Annotated in this window: 11 protein-coding genes and 1 pseudogene; 10 read left to right on the top strand and 2 right to left on the bottom strand. The window is 56.0% G+C overall.

The window, feature by feature from the left end:
* The first annotated feature begins 25 nt into the window (after positions 1–25).
* Positions 26–982 carry an alpha/beta hydrolase gene (locus ACYZT2_RS19820; protein ID WP_461966638.1) on the top strand — a complete coding sequence of 319 codons (957 nt, stop codon included), beginning with the start codon at positions 26–28 and terminating at the stop codon, positions 980–982.
* Between the two features lie 199 nt (positions 983–1,181).
* On the opposite strand, the gene ACYZT2_RS19815 is transcribed toward ACYZT2_RS19820, so the two are convergent.
* A complete protein-coding gene (locus ACYZT2_RS19815; protein ID WP_461966636.1) occupies positions 1,182–1,541 on the bottom strand; it encodes a DUF6124 family protein in 360 nt (119 codons plus the stop codon).
* 1,030 nt (positions 1,542–2,571) lie between these two features.
* On the opposite strand from ACYZT2_RS19815, the gene ACYZT2_RS19810 reads away from it, so the two are divergent.
* The 9 genes and pseudogenes from ACYZT2_RS19810 to ACYZT2_RS19770 all read left to right on the top strand — a co-directional run bounded on the left by ACYZT2_RS19810 (position 2,572) and on the right by ACYZT2_RS19770 (position 13,374).
* Positions 2,572–3,087, top strand: coding sequence for an Hcp family type VI secretion system effector (locus tag ACYZT2_RS19810; RefSeq protein WP_007900657.1), 516 nt, complete (start codon positions 2,572–2,574; stop codon positions 3,085–3,087).
* 131 nt (positions 3,088–3,218) lie between these two features.
* Complete coding sequence (locus tag ACYZT2_RS19805; protein ID WP_461973184.1) at positions 3,219–5,261, top strand: type VI secretion system Vgr family protein; 2,043 nt, start codon at positions 3,219–3,221, stop codon at positions 5,259–5,261.
* The gene (locus ACYZT2_RS19800) at positions 5,251–5,994 is read left to right on the top strand and encodes a DUF4123 domain-containing protein (RefSeq protein WP_461966633.1); all 744 of its coding nucleotides are present in this window, start codon (positions 5,251–5,253) and stop codon (positions 5,992–5,994) included. The genes ACYZT2_RS19805 and ACYZT2_RS19800 overlap by 11 nt, the downstream gene beginning before the upstream one ends.
* On the top strand, positions 5,991–10,796 hold the full coding sequence (locus tag ACYZT2_RS19795; RefSeq protein WP_461966631.1) for an RHS repeat-associated core domain-containing protein: 4,806 nt from the start codon (positions 5,991–5,993) through the stop codon (positions 10,794–10,796). The genes ACYZT2_RS19800 and ACYZT2_RS19795 overlap by 4 nt, the downstream gene beginning before the upstream one ends.
* Before the next feature lie 2 nt (positions 10,797–10,798).
* Positions 10,799–11,203 carry an Imm50 family immunity protein gene (locus ACYZT2_RS19790; protein WP_461966629.1) on the top strand — a complete coding sequence of 135 codons (405 nt, stop codon included), beginning with the start codon at positions 10,799–10,801 and terminating at the stop codon, positions 11,201–11,203.
* Positions 11,204–11,404: 201 nt separating this feature from the next.
* The gene (locus ACYZT2_RS19785; RefSeq protein WP_461966627.1) at positions 11,405–11,932 is read left to right on the top strand and encodes a CPCC family cysteine-rich protein; all 528 of its coding nucleotides are present in this window, start codon (positions 11,405–11,407) and stop codon (positions 11,930–11,932) included.
* Between the two features lie 101 nt (positions 11,933–12,033).
* Complete coding sequence (locus tag ACYZT2_RS19780; protein WP_461966625.1) at positions 12,034–12,402, top strand: hypothetical protein; 369 nt, start codon at positions 12,034–12,036, stop codon at positions 12,400–12,402.
* A gap of 30 nt (positions 12,403–12,432) precedes the next feature.
* Positions 12,433–12,819 (top strand): annotated as a pseudogene (locus ACYZT2_RS19775) (hypothetical protein); the annotation flags it as partial.
* Between the two features lie 102 nt (positions 12,820–12,921).
* On the top strand, positions 12,922–13,374 hold the full coding sequence (locus tag ACYZT2_RS19770; protein ID WP_461966623.1) for a hypothetical protein: 453 nt from the start codon (positions 12,922–12,924) through the stop codon (positions 13,372–13,374).
* A 178-nt stretch (positions 13,375–13,552) separates the two neighbouring features.
* Here ACYZT2_RS19770 and ACYZT2_RS19765 read toward each other — a convergent pair whose 3' ends face one another.
* Positions 13,553–16,033 (bottom strand): TonB-dependent siderophore receptor, encoded by a 2,481-nt coding sequence (locus tag ACYZT2_RS19765; RefSeq protein ID WP_461966621.1) that lies wholly within the window; start codon positions 16,031–16,033, stop codon positions 13,553–13,555.
* Between the last annotated feature and the right edge of the window lie 113 nt (positions 16,034–16,146).

Below are 16,146 nucleotides of genomic sequence, written 5' to 3'. Positions count from 1 at the left end.
TTTTACGGACATAAGGATTTTTTCGATGTCGTTACACCCTGATCTGGAAGCCTTCCTCGACCTGGCGCAAGACGGCCAGGACGCAGGCCTGCCGGCACTGCATCAAATGACGCCGGTCGAGGCCCGGGCGATCTTCGAACAAACCACCGCGCAATTGCGCTGGAATGCTCCTCAGGATATTGATGTGCTGGAGGTCAACACCACGGCCCGGGACGGTGCGCCGCTAGCATTGCGTTTGTATCGCCCGAGCGGGGCGACGGCACCGATGCCGGTTCTGGTGTATTTCCATGGCGGTGGTTTTGTAGTGGGCAGCCTGGATTCCCATGACGGAGTCTGCCGCGAATTCTGTCGGCGTACGCCGTGCGCGGTGTTGTCGGTGGGCTATCGACTGGCGCCGGAGCACCGTTTTCCGACGGCGCTGGAGGACGGTGAAGACGCCTTGTCCTGGCTGGCGGAACAGGCGCTGGCCTTGGGGCTGGATGCCGGTCGAGTCGCGTTCGGCGGTGACAGTGCCGGTGCCACATTGGCGACGGTGCAGGCCTTGCAAGCGGTGGTTCAGCCACACACCGTGGCCATCGTCCCCAAGGTACAGCTGCTGTGTTATCCGGTCACTGATGCCTCGCGCACCCACGATTCACGCTTGTTGTTCAGTGAAGGGTATTTGCTGGAGAACGACACGCTGGACTGGTTTTACCAGCACTACGCCCGCAGCCCCGAAGACCTGCTGGACTGGCGCTTCTCACCGTTGCTGGCCGAGGACCTGCGCGGTGTGGCGCCGGCGATTGTGTTGCTGGCGGGGTTCGATCCGTTGCTCGATGAAGGCCAGGCCTACGTTGATAAACTGCGCGCGCAAGGGGTGAGTGTCGAACTCGAACATTGCCCGGGCCTGACCCATGACCTGCTCAGGTTGGCATCGGTCATGCCGGATGTGCTGAGCGTGCATGAACGCTTGAGTCGGGCGTTGAGTCGGCATTTGGGTTGAACGTCGCCGTTATGCGACCTGTAGCAGCTGCCGAGCCCGCGAGGCTGCGTTCGGCTGCGAAGCAGTCGTGAATACAGAACGTCAAGATCAACAGATCGCAGCCTTCGGCAGCTCCAGGTTCGATGTTCGCCGCCATATCGCGGTCGAACACAATCCCATGTAGGGGCTGCCGAAGGCTGCGATCTTTTGATTTGTCTGGCTAGCCTCGCGGATCGAAGTTATCCAGCACCCGGTTGACGGCCAACTCCCCGAGCATCACCACCGATTGAATCCCCAACATCATGTTGCGATGTGGCATGTCCATCAATCCGGCGAACTCACTGAGCATCATGCTCGCTGACGCCAGGGATTCGCAGGCGTTGACCAGCAGGGTCTCGTTATCGACCTCGGCGCCGACATGGTAAATGGTGCTGGGTTTGCGCTTGGTGTCTTTGGGGATGGGCGGCTTGAGGTAGTAATCGAGGGCGCGGTCGGCGGCTTCGTTGAGTTTTTTGGAGTCGAGGGATTCGTACGGGGAAACGTCGTCGGTTTCCGGAGGATTCGGCGTTGGTTTGAACATGGTGAAGCTCCTTTGTAGAAAAGCGCCACCAGAACCTGTCGCTAAACAAACAAAGGTGGCGGCTGTATGCAGGTTAGCGAACCGGTCAAAGGCACCCGGTAGACCCGAAGGTCTCCCGCATACAGCCGCCATAACGTAATTGCAGACGTTAAAAAGCCTGCAATGAAGTCTGGGACACTGATGCACTTCGAATGATCCGGGTCGCTAAACCCGATCGCTGAATTCGTCAGCGACCGGAAAACGATACAGCCTGGGCCACAGGTGCACTAGCCGGCGGATTCTGGCGCAGTCGTAGGCAGCGGCGCAAGAATGTGTAGCCTGAGTGAGTATCTGGAAGTGTCGTTTTAAACAGTGCCTGTTTAGCGGTCTGACACTGAGCCTTGTGGTGGCTGTACGGGCCTCATCGCGAGCAGGCTCGCTCCCACAGGGGACCTGCGGTGAATCCATGTTTTGCGAACGCCGCAGATCAAAATGTGGGAGCGAGCCTGCTCGCGATGAGGCCCGAAAGAACACCCTCGAACAATCAAAAACAGGCAAAAAAACGCCCCGCATTTGCGGGGCGTTTTCATTGGCGCTGCAAAATCAGAAGTCAGCCTTGACCGACATCACAAAGTTGCGCGGTTCACCGTAGAAGTTACCCCAGCCTTCGGTACTGACCGAGACGTAGCAGCGCTCGATTTGACTATCGGGCAGCGCTGTTCGTTGCGCTGATTATCGGAGTGATGGCCCATGGCCTTGATGCGCAAGAAGTTGCGCACTCAAATGTGGATAACCGTGTGGATAGTTCTCTACAAGCCTCGTATCCAGCTATGTACAGACGAGTGCGCAAGAAGTTGCGCACCACTGCGCAACTTCTTGCGCACTTTTTCAGCCAATCCTTGCCAAAAACCCTGTCGGTTTTTTAAAAACCGCTTCAACCACCTGATTTATATAGCCTTCATAATTTCTGGCACGGTCCTTGATAACAGTCAGGCACCCACCGGGCGATACCGCCTCCCGGGCACCCTAACTTTTAGCAAGGAGCACATCCATGGCTACACCAGCGTACATGTCCGTTACCGGCGAGAAACAAGGCCTGATCACTGCCGGCGCGTTCACCGCCGACTCCGTGGGCAACACCTACCAGGAAGGTCACGAAGACCAGGTCATGGTTCAGGCTTTCAGCCACGACGTGATCATCCCGCGTGACCCACAGTCCGGCCAACCAACCGGTCAGCGCGTACACAAGCCAGTCGTGATCACCAAGGTCTACGACAAGTCTTCGCCACTGCTGCAAGCGGCGCTGACCTCCGGCGAGCGCATGAGCGAAATCGTTATCCAGTGGTACCGCACTTCGGCTCAAGGCACCCAAGAGCACTACTACACCACCAAACTGGAAGACGCGATCATCGTCGCCATCAACAACAAAATGCACAACTGCCAGGATCCGTCGAACTCGCACTTCACCCACCTGGAAGAAGTGCAATTCACCTACCGCAAAATCACCTGGACCCACGAAGTATCCGGTACTTCGGGTTCCGATGACTGGCGCGTTCCGGTCGCTTAATCGCGGCTGACGGTTCCAAACATCGGCCAGCCCTGCTGGTCGATGTCATTTGCGCCTTCCAGGAATTTTCGCGTCCGCAAGCACCCGTTTGGGTGTCAACGAACGCAGCAAGCATGCACGAGGAACAAGGGATGTTCGCGCCGGCCAATCAGACTCACTTTGCCCTGACTGTCGAAGGTCTGGAAAACGATCTCCAGGTCCTGTCCCTGCAAGGTCGGGAAGCCATCAGCCAGCCTTTTGTGTTTGAGGTGGAGCTGGTCAGTGAACAGCCGTCCCTGGACCTCGAAACGCTATTGCACAAACCGGCCTTTCTGCAGCTCTCGCCGGACGGCAGCGGCATCCATGGCCAGATCTACCGCGCCGCCCAAGGCGATTCGGGCAAACGCCTGACCCGCTACGCGGTGACCCTGCGTCCGCAGCTGTCCTACCTGGCGCACCGCATCAACCAACGCATCTTCCAGAACCTCAGCGTGCCGAAAATCGTTGGCAGGGTCCTCGAAGAGCACGGCATCCAAAGCAACGCCTACGAATTCAAAGTCGGGGCGATTTATCCCGAGCGCATTTACTGCGTTCAGTACGATGAATCGGACCTGCAGTTCATTCAGCGCCTGTGCGAGGAAGAAGGTATCCACTACCACTTCCAGCACAGCGCCACGGCCCACAAGCTGGTGTTCGGCGATGACCAGACGGTGTTCCCGAAACTCGCCCCCGTGGCCTACCAGCAAGACTCCGGCATGGTCGCCAACGACCCGGTGATCAAGCGCTTCGACCTGCGCCTGGAAACCCGCACCAGCCGCACCACCCGCCGCGACTACGACTTCGAAAAACCGCGCCTGACGCTGGAAAGCGAACACCGTGGCGACGCCCTGCCCGACCTCGAAGACTACGACTACCCCGGCCGCTTCATCGACCGCGAACGCGGCAAGCACCTGGCCAAACGCGCCCTCGAGCGTCACCGCAGCGACTTCCAGCTGGCCGAAGGCAAAAGTGATCAGCCGTTGCTGGTCAGCGGCCACTTCCTGGCCCTGACCGAGCACCCTAAGCCTAAATGGAACGACCTGTGGCTGCTGACCGAAATCCTCCACGAAGGCAAACAGCCGCAAGTGCTGGAAGAGTCGGTCACCAGCAACACCACCCAGCTCAAGGACGATTTCCACCAAGGCTACCGCAACCGCTTCCAGGCCACCCCCTGGGACGTGCCGAACCGCCCGCCGCTGAACCACCCCAAACCACGCATCCTCGGCAGCCAGAGCGCCGTGGTCACCGGCCCCAAAGGTGAAGAAATCCACTGCGACCAATACGGTCGCGTCAAAGTGCAATTCCATTGGGACCGCGAAGGCCAGTCCGACGACAAGACCAGCTGCTGGCTGCGCGTGTCCTCCGCCTGGGCCGGCGCCCATTACGGCGGCATCGCCATCCCGCGGATCGGCATGGAAGTGCTGGTCAGTTTCCTCGAAGGCGACCCCGACCAACCGCTGATCAGCGGCTGCCTGTACCACAAGGAAAACGTCGTCCCGTACGCCCTGCCGGCGAACAAAACCCGCAGCACCTTCAAAACCATGAGTTCCCCCGGTGGCGGCGGTTACAACGAACTGCGCATCGAAGACAAAAAAGGCCAGGAACAAATCTTCCTGCACGCCCAGCGCGACTGGGACGAGAACGTCGAGCACGACCAGAAAATCCGCGTCGGCCACGAACGCCACGACACCGTCGAGCACAACAGCTACAGCGAATTCAAGGCCGAAGAACACCACACGGTCTACGCCGACCGCAAAGTCGAAACCCGCGCCAACGACCACCTGACCGTGGGCGTCAACCAGCACATCAAAGTCGGCACCGGCCAGTTCATCGAAGCCGGCCAGGAAATCCACCTGAGCAGCGGCATGAAAGTCGTGCTCGAAGCCGGCAGCGAACTGACCCTCAAGGGCGGTGGCAGCTTCATCAAGATCGACGCCAGCGGCGTCACCCTCAGTGGCCCGGTGATCAACATGAACTCCGGCGGCAGCCCGGGCAGCGGGACGGGGGCGGCGCCGTTGATGCCGGGGGCGTTGAAGCAGGCTGATGCAGATAAAGCAGGTGCGGTGCTGACCCCGGCCCAAGTCAACACCCTCAAACGCAACGCGCCATTCTGTGAAGAGTGCGAAAAATGCAAGGCAGGTGCTTGTGCGATCTGATCTTTTGACCCCTCAAGCGTGGTTGGTCGAACGGCCGTTGCAGACGGGCGAGCGTTTGTACTTGATTGTTAGCGCGGCCAGCGATGCCGAAGCGCTCAAGACGCTTTACCAAAACGAACCAACAACCCAGGCGATCCCGATCTGGGGCGGCACACCCTACGCAGCTTGGCAGCCCGTGATGCCCTACCTCACCGAGTTGAAACCCAACTCAAGCTTCCTGCCATGGATCGCCGAAACCGACGCTCTCGATTGGGGGTGGTTGGCGGTATCCCGCTCCGAGCCTAACGAGGTATTTGAACATCTGCGCAGCCTGACTCAAGTGAAGATGCCGGATGGGACTGAAGTGTTTTTCCGGTTCTGGGACGGTCGGCATATCTACCCGATTCTGGCAGGACTCGGCGATGCCGCCGGTGAAGTGCTGCCGGTGTTTGATCGGTACCTGATCAATGGGAAGAGTCTGGAGGTGGGACCGCGTGCGGTGCCACCGGCGAAAGACTGGCCGTGGTGGGAGGTGCCGAAGGCGTTACTGGATGGCCTGACCAAGCAGAATCCGTCGACCGTCATCGGCAACATGATGCAGTGGTTGAAGGAAGATCATGCCGACCTGTACTTCTCGTTCCCCGAATCCAACCTGCGAGAAAAAGTGGCGCGCTTCGTAAAACGCACGCCACTCACGGAAGAAAACTACACAGGGCTGCTAAAAGCCCACTTGGAAAATGAGGTGGCCGTATGAGCATTTTGATGGGTTCGATCGTTGGGAACCTGACAGCAAAACAACCAGATGCTCAGGTCATCATCAGTGATTTCAAGAAGTGTATTGTCGACTACCGTGCCCATGCCGAAGCCTGGTATGGCGGTGCGCTGGATGCCGAACAACAATTTCAGGTCGGTGACGAAGTCGGTACTCAGGACAAAGACAGCAAAGAAAAAGTCGACCTTTACGCCAACTGTCCAGCCAATGGCAAGCTCAAACTGATTCACAGCTTCGAGTCTGCGCGTTTTGTCCCGATTGGTAATACGCCGGTTCGCTTGGTGCCCGTGACTGACGGCAAGTTGTACGGCAAAAATGAAGCAGGCCAAGCCATCACCAAGACCATAGGCCCCAGCGGGATTCTGGAAGTCGAAGGTCTTACCCCTAACCAGCAGTACAAAATCACGTTCTTCCCGAACCCCACCCCCGCGCAAATCGACACCCTGTTCAATTCCTATCAGGACGTGATCGGTGATCTGAGCGGCTGGCTGCAGACTCAGTGGAGTACTGACTTTTTACCGCTCTGGCAGGCGCATAACAGCGCGTCCATGCCCGGCCGTGCCTTGCAAGAACTGGAAGCTGCCTGGAAAGGTTTTCTAAAGGCCATCATGGGTTTGTGGGGCGATATCAAAAGCCTCTACAACCTGGTCGCGCATCCTCGGGAGAACTACGAGAAGCTGAAAAACTTCTTCACCGAAGAGCAAATCAAGAAAATTTATGACGCCTCCGCTGAGGCCATTCATACCGCTCTGCTGATCGCCAGCGACGAGCCGTTGATGTGGATCTACGTCGCCGCGATCATGGCCTGGGTCAAGATGCTGCCACCGCAGACCTGCACGGAAGTGCTTTCCGAACTGACCACAGAAGTCCTGCTGAACATCCTGGTTGGTGTTGTTTTGACCGGTGGCCTCGGCCTGGCAGTGCGTGTCGGTACCAAGGCACTCAGCGCCACGCAAAACGGTGGCAAGGTGCTGAAGCTGATCGAAGACTTCACCGGCATGCTGATGAAAATCAGCAAGAAGAACGCCAAGCTCCACACCGAAGCAGCCCAACCGTTGCTGCTAAACGGCAATTCGGCGGTCAATCAGGCACGCAAGGCCAGCGTTGAAATAGCTGCACCCAAGCCTGCGGTAACGGCAACAGCACCGAAGAAAAAGCCACCGGTTGCAGGCGCAAAGGTGGAAACCGACGCACAGATCCATGCGCGCGGGAAGAAAGACAACACCACGCGTATCGAACAGCAGGAAAAAGTCGATAACGCACCTGCCCAATCCAAGAACCCGGCCGATCAACCCGCACAGTGCGCCAACAACACCTGTACCAACGGCGAACCCGTTTCGATGGTGACGGGTGAGGAGTTGCTGACCCTTACCGACGGCGAGTTGGGCGGGTTGTTACGGCTGGAGTGGACACGTCTGTACCGCAGCAGTGCGGTTGAAATAGACAGTCGTCTCGGCCATGGCTGGAGCCATTCACTGTCCCATCATCTGCAACTGGACGATGAAGGCGTGCTGTGGACCGACAATGAAAACCGTCAGACCCGCTTCCCGATGCCGAGCGAACAGCGTCCGGCCATCATCAACAGTCTGGCGCAGTCGGCAATCTACCTGGGCGATGCACCCGGTGAGCTGATCCTGAACCAAGCTGGGCAAGGCGACCGCTTTTACCACTTCCGCGCCGGGCGTCTGATCACCATCAGCGACGCCTATGACAATCGTGTACACATCAGCTATGACTTGGTCGGCCGTATTCAACGCATCGACAACGGCGCAGGCCGCGCCTTGTTCTTGCGCTACGACGACCGCCATATTGCGGCGGTGGATCATCAGCAACAGCGTTCCGAGTACAATGATCGCGGTGAGCGCCAGGATCCATGGCTAACCATTCAGACCTTGGTTTCCTACCGCTACAACACGCGTAATCAGCTCGTGTCGGCTACCAATGCTGCCAGTGAAACCGAGCATTACCGCTACAACGACCAGCACGTCATTCTGGAACGGCAACTGGCCGGGGGCGCCAGCTTCTTTTGGGAATGGGAGCGTGAAGGCAAGCTTTCCCGTTGCGTCCGTCACTGGGCAAGCTACTCGCAACTGGAAGCACGTTACGTATGGGACGACAAAGGTACGGTTACCGTCCTCAACGCCGACGGTAGCGAACAGGTATACGTGCATGATGAAAATGCACGACTGATCAGCGAAACCGCCCCTGATGGCGGGGAAACGCAAAAAGCCTATGACGACGAAGGTCGCCTGATCGCTGAAAAAGACGCACTCGGCGCCGTCACCGAGTACCACTACAACGACGCCGGACGCTTGATGTCCGTTGTGCCTGCCGAAGATGAGGCAACACATTACAACTACTTCGATGGTCAACTCATTGAAGTCAAACGTGGCCGAGTGCGCTGGCAGTACGGGCGAAACCGCCAGGGCGACATCACCCAACAAACTGATCCCCACGGCAACGAAACCCATTACAGCTACGACCGTCAGGGTCGCCTGCTGGAGATTCGTCACCCCGATGGCAGCCGTCACCAACTGGGCTGGAACAACCTCGGTCAGTTACTCGAAGAACGCCTACCCGACGGTGGTCAGCGCAAGTACCGCTACGACGCCTTGGGGCGACAGATCACTCGTCAGGAAGAATCCGGCGCCATCACCCACTACCAATGGGACGCCGCCAACCGCCTCGCGCAAATCACCCTGCCCGGCGGCGCTACTCGCGCCTTCACCTACAACCCATACGGACGCGTCACCGCCGAGCGTGATGAACTGGGCCGCGTCACCCGCTATGAATACGCCGATGGCCTGCACCTGGTCAGCCGTCGTATCAATCCAGATGGCAGCCAACTTCGCTACCGCTACGACAACTCACGCTTGCTGCTCACCGAGATCGAAAACGAACGCGGTGAGCACTACCACCTCGATTACTACCCCAACGGCCTGATCCAGCAGGAAACCGGTTTCGACGGTCGCCGTACGGCCTACGAGTACGACCTCAACGGCCAACTGCTGAAGAAAACCGAATTCGGCGACGACGGCAGCGAGCTGGTCACCGAGTACCAGCGCGATGCGGCTGGCCGGCTGCTGGTGAAAACCCTGGCCGACGGTGAAGAAGTTCACTACAGCTACGACGCCCTCGGCCGACTGGTCAAAGTCGACGACAACCACTGGCCGCTGGCGTATGAATATGACCTGCAAGACCGCCTGATCACCGAACACCAGGGCTGGGGCACCCTGCGTTACGAGTACGACAGCGTCGGCCAACTGAGCCACTGCCGCCTCCCCGATGGCAGCAAGCTCGACTACCGCCACCAGCCCGGTGGTCAGTTGAGCAGCATCGACCTCAACGGCTCACGCCTCACCAATCACCAGTTCAGCGCAGGCCGCGAACAGCAGCGTCAACAAGGCCTGTTGCTCAGCCAATACCAGTACGATGAACAGGGTTGGTTGCAAGCCCACAGCGTCAGCCAACGCGAAAAGAATCTGTTCCAGCGCCGCTATACCTACGACGCCAACGGCAACCTCGCCGGTATCGACGACAGCCGCAAAGGCAACCGCAGCTATCACTACGATCCGCTCGATCGACTGATCAGCGTACGCGGCAGCACGCCGGAAAGCTTCGCCCACGACCCGGCGGGCAACCTCCTCGGCCAAAACAACGAGCCGACTGCGAACCTCGCCAACGTCAAGGGCAACCGCCTGCTGATGCAGGGCGACCGTCATTACGACTACGACGCCCATGGCAACCTGATCCGCGAACGTCGCGGCACCGGCCAGAAACTCGTCACTGAATACCGCTACGACTGCCAGCATCGCCTGATCGGCGTCAGCCTCCCCGGCGGCAGCGTCGCGTACTACCAGTACGACGCCTTCGGCCGTCGCATCGCCAAGGCCGTTGACGGCCACACCACCGAATTCCTGTGGCAAGGCGAACGCCTCATCGCCGAAAGCGCGGACAACCGCTATCGCAGCTATATCTACGAACCCGGCAGCTTCCGCCCGCTGGTCATGCTCGATGGCGAAGGCCCACTGAAGGCCGCGCCGTTCTACTACCAACTCGACCACCTCGGCACCCCGCAGGAACTCACCGACTACAGCGGCGATATCATGTGGTCGGCCAAGTACCGCGCCTATGGCAACCTCGCCGCGCTGGACATCGCGGAAGTCGACAACCCGCTGCGCTTCCAGGGTCAGTATTTCGATGCGGAAACGGGCTTACATTACAACCGGCATCGCTACTACAATCCGGGGACGGGACGGTTTCTGACGCCGGATCCGATCAAGCTTGCCGGTGGGTTGAATAACTACCAGTACGTGCCTAACCCGACGGGGTGGGTGGATCCGTTGGGGTTGAACGCAAATTGTCCGGGAAACAAAGACAAACCACCTTCTGGTAAGCAAAGCGAGCCCACAGCGCCCGAAGTGTCACGTAATGGTGCTTTCAAACAAGCGAAGTCCGAAGCTGGAATCCCAAGAACCCAGCAACCTGACGCCGTTTACGACCCCACGACAGGGAAAACACGTCAATACAAGTATGTGAGAATGACAGACAAGACCGGCGAAAGTATTTTGAACAACGAAGGAAAACCGATCCTGACACGAGAGTACCAATACACGCGCGCTGACGGATCAAAGGTGATAATTCAAGACCACTCCGCCGGGCATCAATACAACGAACCTGGCAACAAAGGCGACCAGACTGCACATTTTAATTTAAGGCCGATTGAAAACACCAGAACGGGAAAAGTTCCAGGTGCAAAAGATCACTACTACTTTAAGGATTAAGAATGAAATTCTGGAACGACCTTGACGGCAGTACTTTTTTTAACCAGGTATTCACAACCCCCGTAGCCATTAGCACCATCGAACTTTTCACAGTAAACATCGACAATAGTAGACCAACTATAATATTGGAATTTGATATTTCCGAACTCCCTGACGCGCCTCCTATAAAGTGGAAAAGGTCCGAATTCAATACGTGTCGCATCGGTCTAAACTGCGGAGGAATCAGCGATCTAAAAATAAGTAATATACCCACGAAAGAAAAATTAAATATAACTATAAGCCAAAATGAAAATCTCTTTACGATTCACGCTTCCAATGAAAAATCACTAATAGAGTTCACAACAAAATTCCCACTTCTTTGCGGCCCTTCAGTCTACATGAACGACAAAAGCCCAGAAGCCACCTAAACAAAGAATAAACCTTTCAACCAACTACGAAAGGAGACAAATTCACTTTCCAAGCTCATGCAAGTAAATCTGTTCCCTTTGGCGCGGGGGGAGTTTTTTTCGACCACCTTAAATCTCGACAAATCAGAATATTTTATAAGGAAAACGGAAAAAGTGAAGATGCATTTAAGTCAGCCATTGATCTAGCTAAAAGACCTTAACATGGAAAGACTACACAGAAGCGATGCAATAAATAGATTAAGCAAAAAAAACTTAAGTGCACTCAACAACGAGGCGCGCGAATCATATATATTAAATTGGTGGGGGATCGACGAGAGCGATTTTGAATTTTCTTTTTTATCAAAAGAAATGCGAGACCAATTAATTCTGAATGAAGATCCGCCTAGCGATATTGATAATTGTTTATACGATGAGTTAATACACATCGCCTTATCTTCTGAATATAAAGGCGTGACCAACACATATCTATCTAACGCAATGCAAAAAATGGGACTTGGCAAATACGAGGTTTATGGAGATATCGAATTACTAGAAGTTTGTCCATGCTGTGGGTTCCGCACGCTGCCTTCAATAGCAAATTATGACATTTGCGGCCTATGCACCTGGGAAGATAATGGCGTGACAGACACTGAAATATACAGTGGCCCGAACCATATGACTCTCGGAGAAGCAAAAGAAAAATTCGCAAAAAACATTAGCTCACTGCCTTTGGATAAATGGAATAAATAAGGAGAAAACATTAAAAACACATACTCACGAAAATAATCAGCCTCCTTCTTACCGCACAAACAGGATGAAAATATCAGCAATCACTGCCGAATGGATATAACATGATAATAAAAAGCATTAAATGGCTATCGAAGTCAGCTGAAGAAGCAGAAGTTGAAATTAGTGATGGTGACTTCATATGCATAGCCTTCTCTCAACCTTGCAATGTAATAGTGGGTGAGCATTTAACCCGGCCACTCCACATTTTTTCTATAAAAAACGCAGTGATAAGTGATCAGTCGGCGGTAGGGATATGGAACTTAAGCGACACAAAACTTGAGCGAAAAGTCGTTGCAAAAGTTATCGACATTATTAACCAAGTGGTTGCCGTTGGCGACATACATATGGTGATCGATGATTTTTTACCAGGAGGATTAGAGATTGGGAACATCATTGAATTCGAGTGTGCAAGAATAGATCTATGGAAGTAGCATAAATTTCACGACCTAGCCCCCGACGTTGAATACGCTGAAGGCCTGCACCTGGTCAGTTGCCGCATCAACCCGGACGGCGGCCATCTGAGCTACTGTTACGACAACTCGCGCCTGCTGCTCACTGAGATTGAAAACGAACGTGATGAACACTACCACCTCGATTACTACCCGAACGGCCTGATCCAGCAGGAAGCCGGTTTCGACGGTCGCCGTACCGCCTAAGAGTATGACCTCAACGGCCAACTGCTGAAGAAAACCGAATTTGGCGACGACGGATGCGAGTTGGTCACCGTACCAACGCGACGCCACTGGCCGCCTGCTGGTGAAAAGCCTGGCCGACGGCGAAAAAATTCACTACAGCTACGACGCCTTGGGCGCCTCGTCAACGTCAACGTCGACGACGGCCACTGGCCCGGGGGCGCATATAAACGTTTGGTCGGGTAAAAAACCTGCCCCCCACTATCTTTTCAACGCTAGTCAAAAAACCGTATTAAAACTTATTAAGGTGCTTATAAAATGAGCTACTTCGATGAAGAACTAGAAAAAGAGCTATCCGAACTCAACGTCGATTATAAAAAGCTAGAAAAAGAGAAGCACGATAGCTTCGTTTTTGAAATCAATAAAAAAGTTCAATTCTCAGGCTCTAAAATTTCCTGGAGTTCACTCAAAAACAGCATAAGCTACGACAAAGACGAACATTCCATAAAATTAATTGCAGAAAAAATAAAGAGCCTAAATGAGATCGAAATAATCTTCATTGGAGATTCTCTAATAGATAATGCATACCAGGTAAACACGGAAAATCTAGAGCGCACCCTTAATGTTTTTTCCGAAGTACCTCAGCACACATATTTTTTCTCAAACAGCCTAAACTGGATAGGGTGTATAAACGCAGAAGGCTACATAGACTTCGGCGAAATTTTAAAGGAAGAGGGGCAGATTTATTTTCTAAGTGTTCATGAGGATTAATCTGAAAATCATCTAGCCGACCTTATTCACTGACACCTCCAAGGCATCGTTGGGTTAACTTAAATAAGTGGATATCATCGTCCTAAGTGTTGGGGATCAGGAAGACGTACCGGACACTTAAAAAAACAGGCAAAAAAACGCCCCGCATTTGCAGGGCGTTTTCATTGGCGCTGCAAAATCAGAAGTCAGCCTTGACCGACATCACGAAGTTGCGCGGTTCACCGTAGAAGTTACCCCAAGCTTCGGTTCCGACCGTGGCGTAGTAGCGCTTGTCGAACAGGTTGTTGCCGTTCAGTGCAACGGACCAGGTGTCGTCGATGCGGTAGCCGATGCGACCGTTCCACACCGCATAACCGGCTTGGGTGACATTGTTGCCGCTGGTTGGCGAGACGCGGTAGTTGCCACTCTGGGCATTGACGCCGGCCCCGACGGTAACGCGTTCCAGTGGGCCGCTGAGCGCATAGTCGCCCCACATCCGCAGCACGTGACGCGGCACATAGGTGTTGTACGACACGCCATCCTGACTGACGTCGGCGTCTTCCAGCACCTTGGTCTGGGTGTAGGTGTAGCCGGCGAGCAATTGCAGGCGGTCGATGACTTCACCGCTGACTTCAGCTTCGAAGCCCTGGGCGCGCACTTTGCCGGAGTTCTGCGAGCAGCTGCTGTCCGGGCAGGCCGGGTCATCCTGGGCCGCGTCTTTCTGGACGGTGCGGAACAGGTTGAAGGCGCTGTTCAAGCGACCGTCGAACCATTCACCCTTGATCCCCAGTTCATAGCTCTGGCCGATCAATGGCTTGAGCGTCGAACCGGTGATGGTCTTGTAGCCGCCCTGCGGGGTGAAGATATCCGCGTAGCTGGCGTAGGCGGTCAGGTTGTCGTTGATGTCGAACAGCAGCGCGGCGAACGGGGTGACTTGCCCGGTTTCCTTGGCCTCGGAACGGGTCGGTGTGCCTTCGCCGCGCCAGAACGAGACGGAGTCGGTTTCGGACTTGTACCAGCTGACGCGGCTGCCCAGTACGAAGGTCAGCGGATCGGCCAGCTTCAGGCGTGCCGTGGAGTAGGCGCCGTATTGCTTGATTCGCATGTCTACCGGACCCCCCCGGGTGGCGTTGGCCAGGTAGAAGCTTTCATCCGGCTGGGGCAGGTGATGGTTGGGGTTCAGCACATTCTGAGTCTGAGGCAGGAGGGCCACGGCGTAGAAGTCATCCTTGCGGGAGCGGCTGGCGTTGGCACCGACGATCAGCTCGTGCTCTTGGCCGAATGCGTCGAACTTGCCGTCCACATAAGCGTCGAGGCCGTAGTCGACCTGATCGTAGTCAAAGATGCTGCCGATCATCAGGGTATTGGTGCTGGTGGCGCCAACCGGTACCGTACCGCTGGGGAAGGCGTATTCCATGTCCTGGGTGTTTTTCGAGTAAACCCCCGCGACCTTCAGCGCCCAGTTGTCGTTGAACTCGTGTTTGAGGTCGCCAAAGTAAGTGGCCCGCTTGCTACGCTGGTGGTTCCAGGCGGTGTTCAGGCACGTGGAGCGTGAGAGCTTCAGGTCGCTGCCATCGGCGTAGCGCGGCAAGCCGCCCCAGCACGGAGTGGCATCGACGTCTTCATAGGCCATGCCCAGGCCCAGGGTGGTGTAGTCGCTCAGGTCGAAGTCCAGCGCGCCGTAATAGATCTGGTCCCGGCGTTCGCCCACGTCATAGAAATACTGACGGGTCTGCTGAGTCACCACGGCCCGGCCACGAATGGTGCCTGCGTCGTTCAGCGGGCCACCGGTGTCGACCTGACCACGGTAGTTGTCCCAGGTGCCGGCAGACAACGACAATTGAGTGTGCGGGGTGTCCTGGCCGCGCTTGCGCACGAAGTTCACACCGCCCGCGGTGCCCCCGGCGCCCTTCATCATCCCGGCCGCACCGCGCAACACTTCGACCCGATCATAGATCGCCATGTCGCTGTTGAAGGCATCGGCCTGCACGTAGCTGCTGCCGATGTCCAGCGGCACACCGTCGTACTGATACTGGCCGGTCATGCGGAAACCCCGGGAGTAGAAATACTTGCCGCCCATTGGCGAATCGTAAACGGTGATGCCCGGGGTCTTTTCCATGACCTGTTCGATGGTGTTCAGATTCTGGTCATCGAGCATCTTGCGCGTGATGACGGTGACCGACTGCGGGGTTTCCTTGAGCGAGTGCTCGCCCTTGCCAATGGTCACCGCCCCGGTGGTGTAAGAGTTGCTGCCTTCGGTGGTCGCCCCCAATCGCTGACCGTTGATACTGGTCGGTGCCAGTTCCATCGCGCTGCCGGTGGCCGGCGCCAGCAGGGTGACTGTGTTGCCGTCGCGCTGATGGCGAATCCCGGTGCCCTTGAGCATCGCGCTGAGCGAATCATCTTCCTGATAGCGGCCGTTGAGGGCACTGGAACGCAGGTTCTGAATGCTCTCGGGGCTGTAGATGATTTGCAGACTGGTCTGTTGACCGAGGGTCTGCAGCGCCTGAGCCAATGGCTGGGCCGGGATATTCAGGGTCCACTCCTGGGCCTGGACATATGGCGTCATGGTCAGGGTCATTGCCAGGCCGAGGCCGGTGGACATCATGCGGGAGCGAGTCGTGCTGCGCAGTAACAGAGCGCGGGTCAGCGGTCGAAGCATAAAGCGAAATGCGGACATGAGGTTAAGACCTTGGCAGGTATAGTTGGTAATAGTTCTTATTCGTTTCATTAAGACGAGGAGGCCGCGGCAAACCGGAAAATTATTTTTCCGGCCTCACCACGGCCTGATCG

It is taken from the genome of Pseudomonas sp. MDT1-85 (genome assembly GCF_054898065.1).
Note: the sequence above shows the minus strand (reverse complement) of the source record. Positions and strands in the feature narration are given on the sequence as shown.

Coding starts and splice junctions, on each gene's coding strand:
- ACYZT2_RS19820 (WP_461966638.1), top strand. CDS start 26: ATGTCGTTACACCCTGATCTGGAAGCCTTCCTCGACCTGGCGCAAGAC.
- ACYZT2_RS19815 (WP_461966636.1), bottom strand. CDS start 1,541: ATGTTCAAACCAACGCCGAATCCTCCGGAAACCGACGACGTTTCCCCG.
- ACYZT2_RS19810 (WP_007900657.1), top strand. CDS start 2,572: ATGGCTACACCAGCGTACATGTCCGTTACCGGCGAGAAACAAGGCCTG.
- ACYZT2_RS19805 (WP_461973184.1), top strand. CDS start 3,219: ATGTTCGCGCCGGCCAATCAGACTCACTTTGCCCTGACTGTCGAAGGT.
- ACYZT2_RS19795 (WP_461966631.1), top strand. CDS start 5,991: ATGAGCATTTTGATGGGTTCGATCGTTGGGAACCTGACAGCAAAACAA.
- ACYZT2_RS19790 (WP_461966629.1), top strand. CDS start 10,799: ATGAAATTCTGGAACGACCTTGACGGCAGTACTTTTTTTAACCAGGTA.
- ACYZT2_RS19785 (WP_461966627.1), top strand. CDS start 11,405: ATGGAAAGACTACACAGAAGCGATGCAATAAATAGATTAAGCAAAAAA.
- ACYZT2_RS19780 (WP_461966625.1), top strand. CDS start 12,034: ATGATAATAAAAAGCATTAAATGGCTATCGAAGTCAGCTGAAGAAGCA.
- ACYZT2_RS19770 (WP_461966623.1), top strand. CDS start 12,922: ATGAGCTACTTCGATGAAGAACTAGAAAAAGAGCTATCCGAACTCAAC.
- ACYZT2_RS19765 (WP_461966621.1), bottom strand. CDS start 16,033: ATGTCCGCATTTCGCTTTATGCTTCGACCGCTGACCCGCGCTCTGTTA.